The organism is Paenibacillus foliorum (assembly GCF_013141765.1).
Lineage (GTDB): Bacteria > Bacillota > Bacilli > Paenibacillales > NBRC-103111 > Paenibacillus_S > Paenibacillus_S foliorum.
Genome location: NZ_WHOD01000078.1, coordinates 1 through 1,333 on the forward strand (window position 1 = coordinate 1; position 1,333 = coordinate 1,333).

The following is a 1,333-nucleotide window of genomic DNA, read 5'->3' on the forward strand; positions in this document are numbered from 1 at the left end:
GCCATCTTGTTGTCGGAGTAGATATTGCTCAAGAAACCCATGTGGCCAGAGCCGTTAACTTTCGCGGTATCGCACTTGGCAGCCCTCTTGAGTTTAGTAATGATGAAGTTGGCTTTCAATTCTTTCATCGCTGGATCCGCGACTTGCTCACTTCTTACCAACTCCAGGCCTCTATCATCGGCATGGAACCTACCGGCCACTACTGGCTCTCATTTGCTAGATGGCTCGAACGTAACCAATTTGAAGCGGTCCTCGTCAACCCTCATCTTGTGAAAAAGAACAAAGAAAACAGAGATAACACCCCTTCCAAAAGCGACAAGAAAGATGCATTGGTCATTGCTGACATGGTAAAGAACGGGTATTACGCCCCTGTTCGCTTTCACCAAGAAGAATTTGAAGAACTTCGTGTGCTAATGGCAAACCGAGAAACCGTTGTGAAACGGCTTGTAAGTGCTGTGAATCAGATCCATCGTTGGGTAGACATCGTCTTCCCCGAATTGAGGCAGGTCTTTAAGATCCTCACTTGTACAAGCGCGATCGCTACCCTTCGGTTGTTTCCCGTTCCTTCAGACATCATTAAATTAACACCAGAGGATGTCATTTCAGGTTGGAAGCAATTCGTAAAGCGACATTCAGGCGTTCGCAGAGCTCAGCTACTTATCGATCTTGCCAAACGTACAGTTGGCATCCAACAAGCTACTAAGGCCTTTAGGCTTCATCTTAGCCAACTTCTCGAAGAGTACGACTTAGCCCAGTCCCAATTACAACGGATCGATGAAGCGGTAACTTCCGTTCTTAATCGCATCCCCTTTGCAGCTAAACTCCTTGCCATTAAAGGGATTAGCACTACTTCACTCGCAGGTGTTTTAGGCGAATCTGGAGACCTTAGCGGCTATACACATGGTAATGCGCTTCTACGTCATGCTGGTCTGAATCTCTCTGAAGCTAGCTCTGGAAAATGGAGAGGTCAGATGGTTCTGAGTAAGCGAGGTCGCCCCCGGCTACGACATTTTCTCTACCTGATCACGATGTGTATGGTCATGACCAATCCCGAATTCAAAGCCCTTCATCAACGTAATGTTCAAGTGAAGAAGCTCAAAAAGATGAAGTCCATAATGAAGCTACTTGGTAAACTTGCGCGTCTTCTCGTGGGTATGGCACGCACTGGTGAAGCTTACAATCCCGCCAAGACACTACCATTAGCCGCTTAATCTAGATACTCACGCAAGCTGGTGCATTCGCAGGATTTCAGACAAAGAAAGCATAGAGTACCGGGATCCATTGAACAAAAGGGCACAGACCCATTCCGTTAGAAATACCGGCCTCCGCCCCC

Annotated in this window: 1 protein-coding gene; it reads left to right on the plus strand. The window is 47.3% G+C overall.

Features of this window, described 5'->3' with window-relative positions:
- Positions 1-1,211, plus strand: a 1,211-nt coding sequence (locus GC093_RS21265) for an IS110 family RNA-guided transposase (RefSeq protein ID WP_216624743.1), incomplete at its 5' end; no start/stop codon positions are given.
- Between the last annotated feature and the right edge of the window lie 122 nt (positions 1,212-1,333).